At 67.4% G+C, this 1410-nt stretch carries 3 protein-coding genes; 2 read left to right on the top strand and 1 reads right to left on the bottom strand.

The genetic code is table 11. The features are described from left to right. Positions 1-460: glutamine synthetase beta-grasp domain-containing protein (locus ACWDNU_RS45795; RefSeq protein WP_449673441.1), on the bottom strand; the 460-nt coding region annotated here is incomplete at its 3' end. A 251-nt stretch (positions 461-711) separates the two neighbouring features. Here ACWDNU_RS45795 and ACWDNU_RS45790 point away from each other — a divergent pair. Beyond that, the gene (locus ACWDNU_RS45790; RefSeq protein ID WP_355279196.1) at positions 712-1167 is read left to right on the top strand and encodes an RDD family protein; all 456 of its coding nucleotides are present in this window, start codon (positions 712-714) and stop codon (positions 1165-1167) included. Between the two features lie 40 nt (positions 1168-1207). Further along, positions 1208-1410: YrdB family protein (locus ACWDNU_RS45785; protein ID WP_449673440.1), on the top strand; the 203-nt coding region annotated here is incomplete at its 3' end.

The raw sequence follows: 1410 nt of genomic DNA, 5'->3' as shown, positions 1-1410 counted from the left end.
CGTAGAACGAGCCGTTCATGCCCGAGCCGTAGCGGATGCCGTCGAAGATGTAGAACTCGGCCTCGGCACCGAAGTAGGCGGTGTCGGCGATGCCGGTCGAACGCAGGTACTCCTCCGCCTTGCGCGCGATGTTGCGCGGGTCGCGGGAGTAGGCCTCACGGGTGAACGGGTCGTGCACGAAGAAGTTCAGGTTCAGGGTCTTCGCGGCACGGAAGGGGTCGATCCGCGCGGTGCTGAAGTCGGGGAGCAGGAGCATGTCCGACTCGTCGATCGACTGGAAGCCACGCACCGAGGAGCCGTCGAACGCCAGACCCTCTTCGGCCAGGTCGGCGGTGAACGCCTTGGCCGGGATCGAGAAGTGCTGCTGGACGCCGGGAAGGTCGGAGAAGCGGATATCGACGTATTCGATGTCCTCTTCCTTGATGTACTGGATGACCTCTTCGGCCGTGCTGAACGTCACTTGTTCTCCTTACGGATCGGTTCCCAGCCAGTCGCGATGCATGGGTTCGTCGCCAGCTGACGCTATGGACGCGGTGTTTCCCTACAGTCAAGGCTGTGTTTCGCCAGTGTTACGCGTGCCGGATATCTGGTGATGTCTGCCATCCGGGCGCGACCTGCATCGTAATCCTGCCATCCGCTCCGCCGCGCGGTGACGTGACCTCCACTAATGCGGTCGTGAGCGGGCGATAGCCGGCCACTATCCTGGGACCCATGGCGCGTATCACCGGCACATGGCTTTCCGGCAATCCGGCGGAACCGGGCGACCCGGAAACATCCGGCTACCCCGGCGAGCTGTACGGGCTGCCACGCGCGGGCGCCGGCTCGCTCGCCCCGACCTGGCGCCGGGTCGTCGCGCTGTTCGTCGACTGGTTCATCGCGGTCGGCATCGCCGCCGTGATCACCCGCAGCTTCGCCTCCTCCTCGATGCCGCTGCTGGTGTGGTTCGTGATCGGCGTCGCCGCGGTGACGCTGTTCGGGTTCACCCCCGGCCAGTACTTCCTGAAGCTGCGCGTGCTGCGGATCGACGCCCCGGTGGCGGTCGGGTTCGTGCGGGCGCTGGCACGGCAGGTGCTGCTGGTGTTCGTCATCCCGGCGCTGTTCACCGACGCCGACGGGCGCGGCATGCACGATCGCGCCACGGGCACGGCCCTGGTCAACGCGCGCTGACCCGTCGCGGCGGGCCGGGGGCGGCCTTTACGCTGTGGCCGTGTCACTGAATCCGGCCCTGCTGGCCGTGCGTTTCCTGCTCGAGCTCGTCGCCATCACCTCGTTCGGGGTGTTCGGCTGGCGGGCCTTCGACTCGCCCTGGCGATATCTGCTCGTCGTCGTGCTGCCGATCGCGGCCGCGCTGCTGTGGGGCACGTTCGCCGTCGCCGATGATCCGAGCCGCAGTGGCGGCGCGCCGGTGCC

Source organism: Amycolatopsis sp. NPDC003676, from assembly GCF_053587275.1.
Note: the sequence above shows the minus strand (reverse complement) of the source record. Positions and strands in the feature narration are given on the sequence as shown.

Excerpts from the sequence above, each read along its gene's own strand:
- ACWDNU_RS45790 (WP_355279196.1), top strand. The coding sequence starts at position 712 with ATGGCGCGTATCACCGGCACATGGCTTTCCGGCAATCCGGCGGAACCG.